11 protein-coding genes are annotated in these 16,451 nt (G+C 67.5%); 6 read left to right on the forward strand and 5 right to left on the reverse strand.

The features are described 5' to 3' along the window. Positions 1-88 precede the first annotated feature (88 nt). Both ASE35_RS16085 and ASE35_RS16090 read left to right on the forward strand, forming a co-directional pair. Positions 89-835 (forward strand): ATP-binding cassette domain-containing protein, encoded by a 747-nt coding sequence (locus ASE35_RS16085; protein WP_056177453.1) that lies wholly within the window; start codon positions 89-91, stop codon positions 833-835. Then, positions 832-2,019 carry an ABC transporter permease gene (locus ASE35_RS16090; protein ID WP_056177451.1) on the forward strand — a complete coding sequence of 396 codons (1,188 nt, stop codon included), beginning with the start codon at positions 832-834 and terminating at the stop codon, positions 2,017-2,019. Before ASE35_RS16085 ends, ASE35_RS16090 begins: the two co-directional genes overlap by 4 nt. Before the next feature lie 991 nt (positions 2,020-3,010). Here ASE35_RS16090 and ASE35_RS16095 read toward each other — a convergent pair. The 5 genes from ASE35_RS16095 to rpmH all read right to left on the reverse strand — a co-directional run bounded on the left by ASE35_RS16095 (position 3,011) and on the right by rpmH (position 8,912). Next, entirely contained in the window at positions 3,011-4,048 is a 1,038-nt protein-coding gene (locus ASE35_RS16095) for an energy transducer TonB (RefSeq protein WP_056177448.1), read from the reverse strand. 282 nt (positions 4,049-4,330) lie between these two features. Next, positions 4,331-5,692 carry a tRNA uridine-5-carboxymethylaminomethyl(34) synthesis GTPase MnmE gene (mnmE, locus tag ASE35_RS16100; RefSeq protein ID WP_057164481.1) on the reverse strand — a complete coding sequence of 454 codons (1,362 nt, stop codon included), beginning with the start codon at positions 5,690-5,692 and terminating at the stop codon, positions 4,331-4,333. An 856-nt stretch (positions 5,693-6,548) separates the two neighbouring features. Further along, positions 6,549-8,270: a membrane protein insertase YidC gene (yidC, locus tag ASE35_RS16105; RefSeq protein WP_057164482.1), complete on the reverse strand. Its 1,722-nt coding sequence runs from the start codon at positions 8,268-8,270 to the stop codon at positions 6,549-6,551. 15 nt (positions 8,271-8,285) lie between these two features. Further along, positions 8,286-8,702: a ribonuclease P protein component gene (gene rnpA / locus ASE35_RS16110; RefSeq protein ID WP_056177441.1), complete on the reverse strand. Its 417-nt coding sequence runs from the start codon at positions 8,700-8,702 to the stop codon at positions 8,286-8,288. A 69-nt stretch (positions 8,703-8,771) separates the two neighbouring features. After that, positions 8,772-8,912, reverse strand: a complete 141-nt coding sequence (gene rpmH / locus ASE35_RS16115; RefSeq protein WP_031374044.1) for a 50S ribosomal protein L34 — start codon at positions 8,910-8,912, stop codon at positions 8,772-8,774. Between the two features lie 382 nt (positions 8,913-9,294). On the opposite strand from rpmH, the gene dnaA reads away from it, so the two are divergent. The 4 genes from dnaA (at position 9,295) to gyrB (ending at position 16,443) form a co-directional block, all read left to right on the forward strand. Then, positions 9,295-10,626 carry a chromosomal replication initiator protein DnaA gene (dnaA, locus tag ASE35_RS16120; protein WP_056177439.1) on the forward strand — a complete coding sequence of 444 codons (1,332 nt, stop codon included), beginning with the start codon at positions 9,295-9,297 and terminating at the stop codon, positions 10,624-10,626. 300 nt (positions 10,627-10,926) lie between these two features. Further along, positions 10,927-12,027, forward strand: a complete 1,101-nt coding sequence (gene dnaN, locus ASE35_RS16125) for a DNA polymerase III subunit beta (RefSeq protein WP_056177437.1) — start codon at positions 10,927-10,929, stop codon at positions 12,025-12,027. Between the two features lie 388 nt (positions 12,028-12,415). Next, positions 12,416-13,540 (forward strand): DNA replication/repair protein RecF, encoded by a 1,125-nt coding sequence (recF, locus tag ASE35_RS16130; RefSeq protein WP_057161606.1) that lies wholly within the window; start codon positions 12,416-12,418, stop codon positions 13,538-13,540. 452 nt (positions 13,541-13,992) lie between these two features. After that, positions 13,993-16,443: a DNA topoisomerase (ATP-hydrolyzing) subunit B gene (gene gyrB, locus ASE35_RS16135; RefSeq protein ID WP_056177433.1), complete on the forward strand. Its 2,451-nt coding sequence runs from the start codon at positions 13,993-13,995 to the stop codon at positions 16,441-16,443. Positions 16,444-16,451 lie beyond the last annotated feature (8 nt).

The following is a 16,451-nucleotide window of genomic DNA, read 5'->3' on the forward strand; positions in this document are numbered from 1 at the left end:
TGGGGATTTGGGATTCGTAGAACCCCTCCCTCGATTCTCTCCGCTTTTGCCAATCCCGAATCCCTAATCCCAAATCCCGGGCGAAGCCATGATCACCGCTAACGATCTGCACAAGAGTTTCAAAACCAAGACCGGCGTGGTCCACGCCGTCGAGGGCGTCGACTTCGAGGCCCGCGACGGACAGATCACCGGCCTGCTCGGCCCCAACGGCGCCGGCAAGACCACCACCCTGCGCATGCTCTACACCCTGATGCAGCCCGATCGCGGCGACATCCAGGTCGATGGCGTCGATGCGCGCCGCGATCCGGCCACGGTACGACGCGCGCTGGGCGTGCTGCCCGACGCGCGCGGCGTGTACAAGCGCCTGACCGCGCGCGAGAACATCGCCTACTTCGGCGAGCTGCACGGCATGTCGCGCGCGGCGATCGCCGAACGCACGCGCACCCTGGCCGCGGCGCTGGACATGAACGACATTCTCGACCGCCAGACCGAAGGCTTCTCGCAGGGCCAGCGCACCAAGACCGCGATCGCGCGCGCCCTGATCCACGACCCGCGCAACGTGATCCTGGACGAGCCCACCAACGGCCTGGACGTGATGACCACGCGCGCGATGCGCGGCTTCCTCAAGCAGCTGCGCGACGAGGGCCGCTGCGTGATCTTCTCCAGCCACATCATGCAAGAGGTGGCCGCGCTCTGCGATCGGATCGTGATCGTGGCCAAGGGCAAGGTGGTCGCCTCCGGCACCGCCGACGAGCTGCGCGCACAGACCGGCGAAGCCAATCTCGAGGACGCGTTCGTGCGCGCGATCGGCAGCGACGAGGGCCTGCACGCATGAAGACCTCCTGGTTCTCCGCAACGATGGCGGTGATGCGCAAGGAACTGCGCGACATCGGCCGCGACCGCCGCACCCTCGCCCTGGCCCTGTTGCTGGGTCCGCTGCTGTACCCGGTGCTGATGCTGGGCATGGGCTCGCTGGCCGAGAAGCGCGCCAAGACCCAGCTCGACAAAACCCTGGAAGTGCCGGTGCTGGGCGCCGAGCGCGCGCCCAACTTGATCGCCTACCTGGCCACCCGCGGTATCGTCGCGACCAAGCCGCCGGCCGACCTGGACCAGGCGATCGCACGCCAGGACGTCGACGTCGCCCTGCAGATCGGCGCCGAGTACGGCAAACAGTGGAAGGACGGACAGCCGGCGCAGGTGGAGATCGTGCAGGACACGACGCGGCGCGACGCCGAGATTCCCAGTGCGCGTCTGCGCAACGCCCTGGAGTCGTACAGCCAGCAGGTAGGCGCGCTGCGCCTGCTCGCGCGCGGCCTGTCGCCGACCATCGTGCGGCCGGTCAACGTCGGCACGCGCGATCTGGCCACGCCGGAAGCCAAGCGCGGCCTGATGCTGTCCTTCATGCTGCCCTACCTGCTGATCTTCTCGTCCTTCATCGGCGGCGCGGCCCTGATCCTGGACGCCACCGCCGGCGAGCGCGAACGCCAGTCGCTGGAACCGTTGCTGGCCACGCCGGCCTCGCGCGGCTCCATCGTCAGCGGCAAGATCGCCGCGGCCTGCGTGCTGGGCTTCACGTCCCTGCTGCTGACCTTGCTGGCGTTCAAGCTCAGCGCGCAGATGGGCACGGGCAGTTCGCGCATGCTCGACGTGAGCTTCATGGCGATCGGCAAGATGCTGCTGATCCTGCTGCCGATGCTGTTCATCGGCACCGCGCTGCTCACCTATCTGGCCGCTGGCGCCAAGAGCATTAAGGAAGCGCAGAGCCACATGACCTGGCTGATGCTGATGCCGATGGTGCCGACCATCATCCTGATGGTGAACCCGCTCAAGACCCAGCTATGGCAGTTCACGGTGCCGTTCCTGGCCCAGAACCAGCTGCTGTTGAAGGTGATCCGCGGCGAGTTCATCGCGCCGCAGGTGTGGATGGTCTACCTGGCCGCCGGCTTCGCCCTGGCCGCGCTGCTGTGGTTCGCGGCGGTGCGCCGTTACCACAACGAACGCCTGGCGATTTCGGGCTGAGGTTCGAGCCGCAATGTGTATCGCAGAAAGCCCGGCCTCGCGCCGGGCTTTTTGTTTCGATGCGGCGCGTCGCGTGGCCGTAGGATGCGACGACCACCGCACCGTCGCGATGCTTCGGTGTCACGCGACGATGCGGTTCGCCCAAGGCTCACCACATCCTACGTTCGCGAGCGTCGTCGTAACGACGAAGCGATTTCTGCATCTGCAACTGCGGTTGTTGCTGTTGCTGCGGCATTGAAGTCCAAAGGCCTTGAACTCACACGACCAATCGTAGACCCGAAGGGCGGCGCGCAGGACGCGCGCCGTTTTTCGATAGGACAAGGATGTCCTATCGAAAAATCCCGGCGCGAGCTCCGCGCTCGCAGGGGAGGTTTGGTCCGGCCAGCCCTTCTCTTTGGTTACTTTCTCTTGGGCGAGCAAGAGAAAGTGACCCGCATGCGCAGCAGGCGGAAGCCGTTGACCTTCGGTCAGAAAAGACGAAAGCAAAGCAACAGAAAATCCTCCCCAACCCTCCTTTTCCAAAGGAGGGAGCTATAAGCAAGAGAAAGTGACCCGCATGCGCAGCAGGCGGAAGCCTTTGACCTTCGGTCAGAAAATACGAAAGCAAAGCTAAAGCAAATCCTCCCCAACCCTCCTTTTCCAAAGGAGGGAGCCAGAAGCAAGAGAAAGTGATCCGCATGCGCAGCAGGCGGAAGCCGTTGACCTTCGGACCGAGCCGACGAAGCAACAGCAAAAGCAAATCCTCCCCAACCCGCCCGATCAGCAGGCACAGCCTGCCGGCGTTCAGCCGCGCACGAACCTGCGGTTCGTAAGCCGCACGGCTTCACCCTTTTTCAAAGGAGGGAGCTAAAGAGCTAGGAGCAAGTGGTCGAGATTCGCGCACGAGCCTACGGTTCGTAAGCCGCGCAAAAAACAACGCCCGGCCGAAGCCGGGCGTTGCGGGTACTGCGGACGGGTCCCCTGTGCATACGCACTCCCGCCATTGGATCGCTTAACCGCCGGGATTGAACCCGATCGTGCGACGGGTCGTGACCGGTGCCCCCACCGGCTGGAACCGCCACTTGCGTACCGCATTGACCGCTTCGCGGTCGAAGATGCGCGCCGGGTTGGAACGGACCACGCGGGCGGCGGTGACCGAGCCGTCGGTGCCGACGGTGAACTCGACCTGCACTTCGCCCGACTGGCCCGCGCGCAGCGCTTCCGGCGGATAACGCGGCGCCGGCGTCGACACCGCGCGCAGATCGTTGCCCGCCGACGGCGTGGCGGCGGCGGTCTGACGCGCTTCGGCCGCACGCGCTTCGGCCGCGCGTTGCTCGGCCGCGCGCTGATCGGCGGCACGCTGGTCGGCGGCGCGCTGATCGGCTTCGCGGGTGGCGGCGGCCTGACGCTCGGCGGCCTGCGAGGCGGCCAGCTGGGTCGCGGCCTGCTTCTGCTGAGCTTCCTGCTGGGCCAGACGCTGCTTCTCGAGGTCGGCCTGCTTCTTGGCCTGCTCCTCGGCGGTCAGCACCTGCTGTTCGGCGCGCTTGGCGACCTCGGCCTGCTTGGCGACGATGCTGGCCTTCAGGCGCGCGAGCGCCGGATGCTGGGCATCGGCTTTTTCCAACAGGGCCGACAGGCGCTGGGCTTCGGCGAAGTCCTCGCGGCCGACGCTCTGCTCGGTGGCGATGACGGTCATCGGCAGCAGGTCGGTGAGCGCGCTGGAGACGGCGGCATCGGCCGGCGCCTTGTCGCGCAGTGCGAGGTAGTACTCGACCGCATTGTCTTCGACCGGTGCGTACAGACGGTTTTCCGCATAGGCCTTGCGGGCGGCCTCGCGCAGCTGATCGACGGTCAAGGCCGAGACCTTGGCCGACACTGCGGTTTCCGGTGTTACCGCCGGGGCCGTGGTGGCCGCGGAGGTGGCCGCCGCATCCTGGGCGGGTTGATCCTTACCGCAAGCAGCCAGCGTGCAGGCCAGGGCCAGCGCGATGGTCGCATGCGTTACGACGGACAGCCGGCGTGAACGCCGGTCATTTTGGTTCACAGTCATTGGCAAAACTCCCCTGAAGTGCGCCGTAGCGAGCACACGCCGGATAGGACGCGCTAGCAGGCCGCGTTTGTCAAGCGGCCGGGGGCCAAAAAACGGCCTCGGCCAGGCATGAATCGGGGATTGTGACCGATCCGGGGCAAGAGGGTTCCGCGAGCGCCCGCTTGGGGGCGCGCGGCCAAACTCCGCAACGTGGCGGGACCGTCGCCGCGTCGCCCGGGGCGACCGCGCGCGCACGGCGGCGCGTCCCGCAATGCGGGTGCCGCATGGCGCCTCGGTGGTGTCCTATTTGCCGATGCAGAAGCTCGAGAAGATGTGCCCGAGCAGATCGTCGGCGCGGACCCGGCCGGTGATTTCGCCCAGGGCGTCGTGGGCTTGGCGCAGGGACTCGGCGGCCAGATCCAGGACCTCGCGCTCGAGCTGGCCCCCGGCATCGGCCAGTTCGGTCTGGGCCCGGCGCAAGGCCTCGACGTGGCGGGCGCGCGCGGTGAAGGCGCCTTCGCTGGCGTCGGCGCCCTCGCCCTGGGCAAGCCGGCGCAGGTGCGCATGCAGGGCGTCCAAGCCCTGGCCGGTGCGCGCGGACAGGGCGATGCGGTCGTCGCCGTCCAGCACGGCGGCCGCGGCCGGGTCCAGCAGGTCGGCTTTGTTGTGCAGCCACAGCCGCGCCGGCACGCCGGCGATGGCGTCGGCGACCGCGGCATGGCCGGACTCGGGATCGCGCGCGTCCAGCACCACGATCGCCAGATCGGCGCGCGCGAGTTCGTCGCGGGCGCGGCGCATGCCCTCGCGCTCGATCGCGTCGCCGCCCTCGCGCAGGCCGGCGGTATCGACCAGGGTCAGTTCGACCCCGTCGCTGCGGATGGTCTCGTGCAGCAGGTCGCGGGTGGTGCCGGCGATGTCGGTGACGATGGCGCGCTCGCTGCCGGCCAGGGCGTTGAGCAGGGAACTCTTGCCGGCGTTGGGCGGGCCGACGATGACCGCGTGCAGGCCGTCGCGCAGGCGGCGGCCGCGTTCGGCCGCGGCCAGCAGGGTGTCCAGGTCGGTCGACAGCGATGCGAGGCGGCGACGCAGCCCGGCGCCGCCCAGGGTGTCCAGGGGTTCGTCGGCGAAATCGATCGCGGCTTCGACGTGCACCCGCACCGCCAGCAGCTCGTCGGCCAGGGCATCGACGCGGCGCGAGAACTCGCCGTCGAGCGCGCGCCGCGCCGCACGGGCGGCGCGTTCGTCGGCGGCCGCGATCAGGTCGGCGACGGCCTCGGCCTGGGCCAGGTCGAGGCGGCCTTCGAGGAAAGCGCGCTCGCTGAATTCGCCGGGTCGCGCGCGGCGGGCGCCGAGCGCGCCGCAGCGCGCGGCAAGGGCCTGCAGCACCGCGGGACTACCGTGCGCCTGCAGCTCGACCACGTCCTCGCCGGTGTAGCTGGCGGGCGCGGCGAAGTAGAGCGCGATGCCGTCGTCGATGGCCTCGCCGTCGGCATCGACGAACCGTACATGGTGGGCATGGCGCGGCCGCAGGCGGCGCGCGGCCAGCGCCTCGCCGATCGCGCGCGCACGCGGTCCCGACAAACGCACGATGCCGACGCCGCCCGCGCCGGGCGCGGTGGCGATCGCGGCGATGGTGTCGCGGTCGGAAGGGGGCGTGGCGGTCATGCGGGTTCGAGGCGGCGGCGGGGCATCAGGGTAACGCGTTGGGTGTGGGGTAGATGACGCACGGCCGGGAGAAAAGGCAATTGCGCTTACGGCGCTGCGCCGCCCTCACCCTGAGGCCCGACCGCGCAGCGGTCGGGCATTCGGTGCAGCGCGAGCCCATGGCTCGCAAGCGCGGCCCCTCACCCCGCAGGTGGGAGACGGGACGCCCAAGCGGCGGTAGCGGTTGCGACGACGATGGCCGTTGCGTTGCCGTTGCCGTTGCCGTTGCCGTTGCCGCGGCATTCAAATCCAAAAGCCCCGCACTCACACGACCAACCGTAGACCCGAAGGGCGGCGCGCAGGACGCGCGCCGTTTTTCGATAGGACATGGATGTCCTATCGGAAAATCCCGGTGCAGGCACCGCGCTCGCAAGGGAGGGTTGGTCACGCTAACCCTTCTCTTTGGTTACTTTTGACCGAAGGGAATCCAGGCGGACTCTTGGGTTAGCAAGAGAAAGTGACCCGCATGCGCAGCAGGCGGAAGCCTTTGACTTCCGTGAAGAACCCGCGCAAAGCAAAGCAAAAGCAAATCCTCCCCAACCCGCCCGGCCAGCAGGCATAGCCTGCCGGCGTTCACCCGTGCACGAACCTGCGGTTCGTAAGCCGCACCTAGGAGCAAGAGCCTGCGTGCGTTCAGCCATGCACGAACCTGTAGTTCGTAAGCCGCACGGCTTCACCCTTTTCCAAAGGAGGGAGTCAAAGACCAAAGTCTCGGTCCGGCCCGATCCAGCCCAACCGATCGGCGTAGCCAGCAGGCACCCCACAAACACGAAGCCCGCCGAGAGGCGGGCTTCGTGAGCGAACGATGCGGCGCGGATCAGGCCTTGGCCGGCGCCTCGGCGTAACGCTTGGTCATCCACCACTGCTGCAGCAGACCCAGACCGCTGTTGGTGATCCAGTACAACACCAGACCGGCCGGGAAGAAGGCGAACATCACGCCGAACACCAGCGGCATCAGCTGCATCATCTTCTTCTGCATCGGGTCCATGCCGGGCGTCGGCGTCAGCTTCTGCGTCGCCCACATCACCGCGATGTTGATCAGCGGCAGCACGAAGAACGGATCGCGCGCGGTCAGATCGTGGATCCACAGCATCCACGGCGCGTGGCGCAGCTCCACCGACTCCAGCAGCACCCAGTACAGCGCCAGGAACACCGGCATCTGCACCAGGATCGGCAGACAGCCGCCGACCGGATTGATCTTCTCCTTCTTGTACAGCTCCATCATCGCCATCTGGAACTTCTGCTTGTCCTCGCCATAGCGCTCCTTGAGCTGCTCGATGCGCGGCTGGAACTTGCGCATCTTCGCCATCGAGCGGTACTGCGCGGCGGACAGCGGGTACATGGCCAGCTTGATCAGCACCACCAGGCCGATGATCGACCAGCCCCAGTTGCCGAACAGATCGTGCAGCTTGGACAGCAGCCAGAAGATCGCATTGGCCATCGTGGCCATGATGCTGTAGCTGCTCCAGTCGACCGCGCGCTCCAGGCCCGGCACGTTCTGCGCCTCCATCGCCTTGACCAGCTTGGGGCCGATCCACAAACGCGCCGTGGTCTGCGCCTTGGCGCCGGGGGCGACGTTGACGCCCGGGCCGATGTCGCGGATCAGGTACTGCGGCATGCCGCCGTTGGTATTGGCGGTGGCCAGCGAAAACTCGGTCTGGTCGTTCGCGCCCGGGATCCAGGCGGCGAAGAAGTGGTGCTGCAACATCGCCACCCAGCCGCCGGTGACCTTCAGGTTGAGCGGGCCTTCGTCGACGAATTTGTCGAACTTGCGCTTGTCGTACTTCTCGGCCTCGCTGTACCAGGCCGCGCCTTGAAAGCTGTACTGCTCGGCGTTCATCGGACCGCTGCGGGTCAGCGCGCGCGGCACGCGCGCGAGCTGGCGGTAGACCGAACCCTGCCACGGCGCGGCGCCGGCGTTGATGACTTCGTCGCGCACGGTCACGGCATAGCCGCTGTGCTGAAACACGTAGGTGCGACGGATGGTCACGCCGTTGGCGCCGGTCCAGACGAAGGGCACCGCGATTTCCTTGGCGCCGTTGGCCAGCACGTAGTCGCGCTGCGCGCTCTCGGGCACGAAGCCGCCCTCATGCGTCGGGGTAGCGCCGTTCTGGCTGACCCAACCGCTCTGGGCGACGAAGTAATTGTTGGCGTCCTCGGCCAGCAGACGCACCGGCGCGCTGTCGTCGGCCGCTTCGCTCGGATACTTGAGCAGGTCGGCGCGGTGCAGGGTGCCGCCGTCGAGCACGACCTTGAGCACGTCGGTGGTGACGGTGACCGTCTGCGCGGCGCTGGGCGCGGCGACCGTGGCGGTCGGCGTAGCGCCGGGCAGGGCCGGCGCGGCGGGTACCAGGCCCTTGCCGGCCGCAGCCGCGGCCGTGGGCACGGTCGCGCCAGGCACGGTGCTGGCCGTGGCGGCGGCGGAAGCGGCGGTGACCGCCGGCGCCGGAGGCGCGGACTTCTCCTTGCCCCATTCCATCCACAGCAGGGTCGCCACCATCAGCCAGGCGAAGATCAGGAATACACGGGTCTGGTTCATGGGCAGCAGGCGGGCTCAGCCGGGACCGGGGTCCGGCAGTGGGGAGGGAATGGGATCGGCCGGCATTGTGCCGGGCACCGCAGGTGCGGGCAACGCGCCGGCGCGCTTGAGCAGACCCAGGAAGGCCTGATCGAGTTCCTCACGCGTGCAGCGCGAGGCCCCGGGGCGGGCGACCACGACGTAATCGCCGCGCGCCAGCTCGGCGCGCAGTTTGCGGAAGGTATCGCGCAGGGCGCGCTTGATGCGGTTGCGGCCGACCGCGTGCGGGTCGACCTTGCGCGATACCGCCAGGCCCAGACGCGGCTCGCAATCGACGACCTGCCAATGCAAAGCAAGCACGGGCAGCGCGATGCGCCGGCCGTGCTTGAAGATGCGGTCGAAATCCGAACGCGCGCGTACCCGCGCGGTGCGCGGGAAGCGGGTGGAATTCATCAGGTCGGTACCGGCGATTGCCGGACGGTTGCCTGGGATCGCCTTAGCGATGGGCAACCGGAACGACGTTTAGGCGCAGAGACGCTTGCGGCCCTTGGCGCGACGACGGGCCAGGATCTTGCGGCCGTCGGCGGTCGCCATGCGGGCACGGAAACCGTGGTCGCGCTTGCGCTTGAGGTTGCTGGGCTGATAGGTGCGCTTGGTGGCCATGGTCCGGCTCTATTAATACGGCGGAAAAGACCGGCGATCATAGCGGCGATCCCAGGGCGCGGTCAAGTTGAACTGAACAGCGGGGCGCGAGGGGCGGTGTCCCCGGCCGCTGCGACGGCCGGGGTCCATGCTACGGCGATGCGGTGTCCGGCGCTTGGTCAAGAACGCGCCAATCCGCGTCCTGGCTGGCTCGCGCCGGGTCCGTGCCTGTGGACTAGCCTGTGTTCAGCCTTGTGGACAAGTCCTGTTCCGGACCTCGCCGCGGTGATAGTCTGGCCGACCCCCCTGCCCCGTTCGCCGCGAGTCGCATCGCGCGGCCGGCGGCGTTTCGACCGCCGCGCCCCCAGGCCGGCCGCACCGCACTAAGAAGACCTGCCGACCGATGGAAGCTTGGCCCCGCTGCCTCGAACGACTCGAAGCCGAATACCCGGTCGAGGATGTCCACACCTGGCTCAAGCCGCTGCAAGCGGCCCAGCGCGACGACGTCACGGTGCTGTATGCGCCCAACGCTTTCGTCGTCGAGCACGTGCGCGAACGCTACCTGGGACGCATCCGCGAACTGCTGAATTATTTCGCCGGCAGCGCCGAGGTCAGCCTGGAAATCGGTTCGCTGCCGCGCGTGGCGCCGGTGCGCGAAGCCGAGCCGGTCAACGCCGCGCGCGCGGCCGCGGTGGCGCCGGTCGAACCCTTCCAGGGCAACCTGGACAATCACTACACCTTCGACAACTTCGTCGAAGGCCGCAGCAACCAGCTCGGCCGCGCCGCGGCGCTGCAGGCCGCGCAGAAGCCCGGCGAACGCGCGCACAACCCGCTGCTGCTGTACGGGGGCACCGGCCTGGGCAAGACCCATCTGATGTTCGCCGCCGGCAACGCCATGCGCGAGGCCAATCCGGCCATGCGCGTGATGTACCTGCGTTCGGAACAGTTCTTCAGCGCGATGATGAAGTCGCTGCAGGACAAGACCATGGATCAGTTCAAGCGCCAGTTCCAGCGCGTGGACGCGTTGTTGATCGACGACATCCAGTTCTTCGCCGGCAAGGACCGCACCCAGGAGGAGTTCTTCCATACCTTCAACGCGCTGTTCGACGGCAAGCAGCAGATCATCCTGACCTGCGACCGCTACCCGCGCGAAGTCGAGGGCCTGGAGCCACGCCTGAAATCGCGCTTGGCCTGGGGCCTGTCGGTGGCGATCGAGCCGCCGGACTTCGAGACCCGCGCCCAGATTGTGATCTCCAAGGCCAAGGAACGCGGCGCCGCGATTCCCGAGGAAGTCGCGTTCCTGCTGGCCAAGAAGATGCGCAGCAACGTGCGCGACCTGGAAGGCGCGCTCAACACCCTGACCGCACGCGCCAACTTCACCGGCCGCGCGATCACCGTCGAGTTCGCCCAGGAAACCCTGCGCGACCTGTTGCGCGCACAGCAGCAGGCCATCGGCATCCCCAACATCCAGAAGACCGTGGCCGATTACTACGGCCTGCAGATGAAGGACCTGCTGTCCAAGCGCCGCACCCGCTCGCTGGCGCGTCCGCGCCAGGTCGCGATGGCGCTGACCAAGGAACTGACCGAGCACAGCCTGCCCGAGATCGGCGACGCCTTCGCCGGCCGCGACCACACCACGGTGCTGCACGCCTGCCGGCAGATCCGCACCCTGATGGAGACCGACGGCAAGCTCCGCGAGGATTGGGACAAGCTGATCCGCAAGCTCAGCGAATGAGCCTGCAGGCGACGAACGGCGCCGGTGCAGGTACTCTTCGAACAAAGCGGTGCATGGCTCGCGTACAAGCTGTGGATAGATCGGAGCCGGCGACCGGCCTCCAAATTTATCCACAGATTGTCCCGGAGCTCAGGGTCCGGTTCTACCGAACTTTGCATGAACGAAAAATCCAGTATAAACAATAGGTTGTCTTAGTTTTCCCGGATTTTCGGCGACACCATCACCACCATGCTTTTGATTTATCCATCTCTTTTGTATTGGGCGTTGCCGCCCGAACCGACTAGGGGCTAAGGGGTCCGCATGCGTTTCAGCCTGCAACGAGAAGTGTTTCTCAAGCCGTTGGCGCAAGTCGTCAACGTAGTCGAACGCCGGCAGACCCTGCCGGTCCTGGCCAACCTGCTGGTGCAGGTCAAGGACGGGCAGCTCTCGCTGACCGGTACCGACCTGGAAGTCGAAATGGTGTCGCGCATCCTTGTCGACGACGCCAAAGACGGCGAAACCACCATCCCGGCGCGCAAGCTGTTCGAAATCGTTCGGGCCCTGCCCGACGGCAGCAAGGTGACCGTCACCCAGACCGCCGAGAAGATCACGGTCCAGGCCGGGCGTTCGCGCTTCACGCTGGCTAGCCTGCCAGCCAACGACTTCCCGTCGATCGACGAAGTCGAAGCCACCGAGCGCGTGCGCGTGCCGGAAGCGGCGCTGAAGGAACTGATCGAACGCACCGCGTTCGCGATGGCCCAGCAGGACGTGCGCTACTACCTCAACGGCTTGCTGTTCGATCTGCGCGAAAACAGCCTGCGCTGCGTGGCCACCGACGGCCATCGCCTGGCGCTGTGCGAAACCGCCTACGAAGGCAGCGGCCAGACCAAGCGCCAGATCATCGTGCCGCGCAAGGGCGTGCAGGAGCTGCAGCGCCTGCTGGAAGGCGGCGACCGCGAGATCGAGATCGAGATGGGCCGTGGCCACATCCGGGTCAAGCGCGACGATGTGACCTTCACCAGCAAGCTGATCGACGGCCGTTTCCCGGATTACGAGGCGGTGATTCCGATCGGCGCGGACCGCGAAGTGCGGATCGAGCGCGAAACCCTGCGTGCGGCCCTGCAGCGTGCGGCGATCCTGTCGAACGAGAAGTACCGCGGCGTGCGCATCGAAGTCTCGCCCGGGCAGCTCAAGATCAGCGCGCACAACCCGGAGCAGGAAGAGGCGCAGGAAGAAGTGGAAGCCGACACCAAGGTCGACGATCTGGCGGTGGGCTTCAACGTCAACTACCTGCTCGATGCCCTGACCGCCTTGCGCGACGAGCACGTGGTGATCGCGCTGCGCGATGCCAATTCCTCGGCGCTGGTGCGCGAAGCGGCCAACGAGAAGTGCCGCCACGTGGTGATGCCGCTGCGGCTTTGATCGGCCGACGGTCCGGAAGGGCCGGTTCCACGTGGAACATGAAACGCCCGGCGCTGCCGGGCGTTTCGTTTTGGCGCCGGTGTGGGCTGTGCGTTGCCTCGGTTTGGCTGTGCATTGCTCGCTCGTCTGAAAGGCTGAGGCCGGACGGGTTGGGGAGGATGAGGCCCCGCTTGCGGCTGGCCTGAAAGCAAATCCCCCTCAATCCCCCTTTTTCAAAGGGGGAGGCCGCATCGATGGATTATCGATTTCTGCCCCCTGCCCCCTACTCCCTGGTCCGCCTGCCCCTCTGCCCCTCTGCCCCTCTGCCCGCTACCTCCCAGTCCTTCCAATCCCCCAGCGTCCTGCGTTCCTCCCGCGCCTCCCGAAACCGATCTGCGATCATCCGCACATGCACGTAACCCGCCTGGAAGCCCGTGGCCTGCGCCGCTTCGCCGATGTCCGGCTGGCGCCCGCGCCCGGGATCAATCTGATCACCGGCGATAACGGCGCCGGCAAGACCAGCCTGCTCGAGGCCCTGCACCTGATGGCCTACGGGCGCAGCTTCCGTGGTCGGGTCCGCGATGGCCTGGTCCGGGCCGGTGATCCGGCCTTGGAGGTGTTCGTCGAATGGCAGGAGGGTCTCGGCCCGAATGTGGCCGCGGTCGCCGACGGCGGCCCGACCGCGACCCGGCTGCGCAAGGCCGGGCTGCGCCACAGCGGGCAGGACTGGGTCGGTCGCCTGGACGGCAGCCCCGTGGCCCAGTTGGGCGAGTTGTGCGCGGCGCTGGCCGTGGTCAGCTTCGAGCCGGGCAGCCACGCCCTGATTACCGGTGGCGCCGAAGCGCGTCGGCGCTACCTGGATTGGGGTCTGTTCCACGTGGAACACGACTTCATCGCCCTGTGGCGGCGCTACACCCGCGCGCTCAAGCAGCGCAACGCCCTGCTCAAGGCCCGGGCCCGCGACGGCCAGCTCGACGCTTGGGACCGGGAGCTGGCCGATGCCGGCGAACCCCTGAGCCGGCGCCGCCAGCACTATCTGGAGGATCTGCAACCGCGCTTCTCGGCCCTGGCCACCGAACTGGCCCCGGCGCTGGGCGACACCCGCCTGGACTACCTGCCGGGTTGGCGCCGCGACGAGCTGCCGCTGGCCGACGCCCTGCTGCTGGCACGCGAGCGCGACCAGATCGCCGGCTACACCTCGGTCGGCCCGCATCGCGCCGACTGGCGTATCCAGTTCGGCGGCCTGCCCGGCCGCGACGCGCTGTCGCGCGGCCAGGCCAAGCTCACGGCCCTGTCCGCCCTGCTGGCCCAGGCCGAGCACCATGCCCTGGCGCGCAAGGAATGGCCGGTGATCGCGCTGGACGATCTGGCCTCCGAGCTCGACCGCCAGCACCAGCGCCGGGTCTTGCAGCGCCTGATCGCCTGCGGAGCGCAGGTCTTCATCACCGGCACCGAGGCGCCCAGTGCCCTGGCCGAGCTGGGCGTCGAGACCAAGGTGTTCCACGTGGAACAAGGAGAAATTTGTCCTACCTAGATGTTCCACGTGGAACATCTAGCGCCGGCCCACTGCGCTGCGTCGCGATAACCGGCAGCCGCGGGGGCCAAGGCCAGCGAGCTCATCGATCGCTGCGCTGCGGGCGCGCAGCGACGTCCGCCTCCCAATCGCGATCGGAACCGCGCGACCCGCTCCCGCTTCCCCGCACCCACACCGGAAGCCGCGCACGCCCGACCGCGCCACGCCCCTTGCCCGAATTCCTCCGCAATGCACCCTCGTGCGCTCAGCAGACGCAGGGGGCCGCCCCGCCCCCTCCGCGCAGCCCGCACGGCCCGGCAACGCCCGCCCAGGGCCTCTCCCGCTGCCGTCTGACCGGGGGGATATCCCGGGCGGACCGGCAGGCCCCAGGCGCGGTATACTCGGCCTCAGTCCCTACAGCTAATGTGTCGCGTCTCCGACCTCCGTAGGCGGACCGCGGAATCCCACAGCGCATGTCTGAAAACAACGACCAGCTTCCCGAGCCGACCCCGAACCAGACCTACGACTCCAGCAAGATCACCGTCTTGCGCGGGCTCGAAGCCGTACGCAAACGGCCGGGCATGTACATCGGCGACGTCCACGACGGCACCGGTCTGCACCACATGGTGTTCGAGGTCGTCGACAACGCGATCGACGAAGCGCTCGCCGGCCACGCCGACGATGTAATCGTCACGCTGCACGACGACGGCTCGGTGTCGTGCTACGACAACGGCCGCGGCATTCCGGTCGACATCCACAAGGAAGAAGGCGTGTCGGCGGCCGAGGTCATCCTCACCGTGCTGCACGCGGGCGGCAAGTTCGACGACAACAGCTACAAAGTCTCCGGCGGTCTGCACGGCGTGGGCGTGTCGGTGGTCAACGCGCTGTCCGAGCAACTGTGGCTGGACATCTGGCGCGACGGCCACCACCACCAGCAGGAATACGCGCTGGGCGAGCCGGTGTATCCGCTCAAGCAACTCGAAGCCTCCGACAAGCGCGGCACCCTGCTGCGCTTCAAGCCGGCGGCGGAAATCTTCACCGACGTCGAATTCCACTACGACATCCTGGCCAAGCGCCTGCGCGAACTGTCGTTCCTGAATTCCGGCGTCAAGATCACCCTGGTCGACGAGCGCGGCGAAGGCCGTCGCGACGTGTTCCAGTACGAAGGCGGTATCCGCTCCTTCGTCGAGCATCTGGCCCAGGTCAAGACGCCGCTGCACCCGAACGTGATCTCGGTGTCGGGCGAGCAGAACGGCATCACCGTGGACGTGGCGTTGCAGTGGACCGATTCCTACCAGGAAACGATGTTCTGCTTCACCAACAACATTCCGCAGAAGGACGGCGGCACCCACCTGATCGGTTTCCGCGCCGCGCTCACCCGCACGCTGACCAACTACATCGAAAACAGCGGCATCGCCAAGCAGGCCAAGGTCGCGCTGTCGGGCGACGACATGCGCGAAGGCATGATCGCGGTGCTGTCGGTGAAGGTGCCCGACCCCAGCTTCTCCTCGCAGACCAAGGAAAAACTGGTCAGCTCGGAAGTGCGTCCGGTGGTGGAAAGCACCTTCGGCGCGCGCCTGGAGGAATTCCTGCAGGAGCACCCGAACGAAGCGCGCGCGATCACCGGCAAGATCATCGACGCCGCGCGTGCGCGCGAAGCCGCGCGCAAGGCGCGCGACCTCACCCGCCGCAAGGGCGCGCTGGATATCGCCGGCCTGCCCGGCAAGCTCGCCGACTGCCAGGAAAAAGACCCGGCGCTGTCGGAACTGTTCATCGTCGAGGGCGACTCCGCAGGCGGCTCGGCCAAGCAGGGCCGTAACCGCAAGACCCAGGCGATCCTGCCGCTCAAGGGCAAGATCCTCAACGTCGAGCGCGCGCGTTTCGACCGCATGCTCGGCAGCGCCGAAGTCGGCACCCTGATCACCGCACTGGGCACCGGCATCGGCAAGGACGAGTACAACCCGGACAAGCTGCGCTACCACCGCATCATCCTGATGACCGACGCCGACGTCGACGGCTCGCACATCCGCACCTTGCTGCTGACCTTCTTCTACCGGCAGATGCCGGAGCTGATCGAGCGCGGCCACATCTATATCGGCCTGCCGCCGCTGTACAAGATCAAGCAGGGCAAGAACGAGATCTACCTCAAGGACGACACCGCGCTGGACGTGTACCTGGCCAACAACGCCGTCGAAGGCGCGGGCCTGATTCCGGCCGAGGGCGAGCGGCCGATCGAGGGCGCGGCGCTGGAGAAGCTGCTGCTGGCCTACGCCGGCGCGCGCGAAGCGATCGCGCGCAACGCGCACCGCTACGATCCCAACGTGCTCGAGGCGCTGATCGACTTCACCCCGCTGGACAGCGCCCACCTGCTGGCCAACGTCGACGAACAACACGAACTCGAAGCGCTGGAAAAGCGTCTCAACCGCACCGGCCTGGGTAAGCCGCGCTACCGCCTGCGTCTGCATCCGGCCAGCGAAGCGCGCCAGGCCGCGCTGCTGGTCACGCGCAGCCACATGGGCCAGGAACTGACCCAGGTGCTGCCGCTGTCGGCCTTCGAGGGCGGCGAGCTGCGCGCCCTGCGCGAAGCGGCCTCGCTGCTGCACGGCCTGGTCCGCGAAGGCGCGCAGATCGTGCGCGGCAATCGCGCCCAGCCGGTCGACAGCTTCGCCCAGGCGCAGGCCTGGTTGCTCGAGGAAGCCAAGAAGGGTCGCCAGATCCAGCGCTTCAAGGGCCTGGGCGAAATGAACCCCGAGCAGCTGTGGGACACCACGGTCAATCCGGAAACGCGCCGTCTGCTGCAGGTGCGCATCGAGGATGCGGTGGCCGCCGACCAGATCTTCAGCACCCTCATGGGCGACGTGGTCGAACCGCGCCGCGCCTTCATCGAGGACAACGCGCTCAAGGTCGCCAATCTCGACGTCTGAGCCGACGC

The sequence above is a fragment of the Lysobacter sp. Root916 genome, from assembly GCF_001429785.1.
Lineage (GTDB): Bacteria > Pseudomonadota > Gammaproteobacteria > Xanthomonadales > Xanthomonadaceae > Lysobacter.

Bases quoted from the DNA above. Each gene is read 5' to 3' on its own strand.
- ASE35_RS16090 (WP_056177451.1), top strand. From the start codon at position 832: ATGAAGACCTCCTGGTTCTCCGCAACGATGGCGGTGATGCGCAAGGAA.
- rnpA (WP_056177441.1), bottom strand. From the start codon at position 8,702: ATGAATTCCACCCGCTTCCCGCGCACCGCGCGGGTACGCGCGCGTTCG.
- ASE35_RS16085 (WP_056177453.1), top strand. From the start codon at position 89: ATGATCACCGCTAACGATCTGCACAAGAGTTTCAAAACCAAGACCGGC.
- dnaA (WP_056177439.1), top strand. From the start codon at position 9,295: ATGGAAGCTTGGCCCCGCTGCCTCGAACGACTCGAAGCCGAATACCCG.
- recF (WP_057161606.1), top strand. From the start codon at position 12,416: ATGCACGTAACCCGCCTGGAAGCCCGTGGCCTGCGCCGCTTCGCCGAT.
- ASE35_RS16095 (WP_056177448.1), bottom strand. From the start codon at position 4,048: ATGACTGTGAACCAAAATGACCGGCGTTCACGCCGGCTGTCCGTCGTA.
- mnmE (WP_057164481.1), bottom strand. From the start codon at position 5,692: ATGACCGCCACGCCCCCTTCCGACCGCGACACCATCGCCGCGATCGCC.
- yidC (WP_057164482.1), bottom strand. From the start codon at position 8,270: ATGAACCAGACCCGTGTATTCCTGATCTTCGCCTGGCTGATGGTGGCG.
- gyrB (WP_056177433.1), top strand. From the start codon at position 13,993: ATGTCTGAAAACAACGACCAGCTTCCCGAGCCGACCCCGAACCAGACC.
- rpmH (WP_031374044.1), bottom strand. From the start codon at position 8,912: ATGGCCACCAAGCGCACCTATCAGCCCAGCAACCTCAAGCGCAAGCGC.
- dnaN (WP_056177437.1), top strand. From the start codon at position 10,927: ATGCGTTTCAGCCTGCAACGAGAAGTGTTTCTCAAGCCGTTGGCGCAA.